This is a genomic window from Agrococcus sp. DT81.2 (genome assembly GCF_049844935.1).
Classification (GTDB): domain Bacteria; phylum Actinomycetota; class Actinomycetes; order Actinomycetales; family Microbacteriaceae; genus Agrococcus.
Window position 1 is genome coordinate 1 of record NZ_JBNCLZ010000019.1, and the last position, 424, is coordinate 424.

1 protein-coding gene is annotated in these 424 nt (G+C 74.1%); it reads right to left on the minus strand.

The genetic code is table 11. The features are described from left to right. On the minus strand, positions 1–389 hold a 389-nt coding region (locus tag ACLQ21_RS15725), incomplete at its 3' end, for a transposase (protein ID WP_425664913.1). Between the last annotated feature and the right edge of the window lie 35 nt (positions 390–424).

Sequence of the window (424 nt, forward strand, 5' to 3'; positions counted from 1 at the left end):
GTCTCGTGGGACACGTGCATCTCCAGATCATCCGGGTGCTCGCGCCGCAGCCGGTGCGCGATCTGCTGCGGCGAATGGCGGGCCTCGAGGCCCGCCTGGACAGCCTCCCGCAATCGGGCGCTGCGGGCGATCTTGCCCCGCTTGGGCCGGTGTTTCCGCTCCCGCGCCCGCCAGTCCGCGGAGGAGGCGCGGTAGCGGCCGCTGGCGGCCGAGTTCCGGGCGATCTCCCGCGAGATCGTCCCCGGATTGCGGCCCAGCCGGGCCGCGATCGACGCCTGCGTCTCACCGGCCGCGATCCCGGCCATGATCTCGTCCCGCTCGAGCGCCGACAGCCGCGCGTACGCGCTCCGTCGGCCGTCCGGGCGCTGCTGCTGCCGCTTCGGCTTCACGCCGCCAGCGTCGCTGAACCAGCGATACGCGGTCT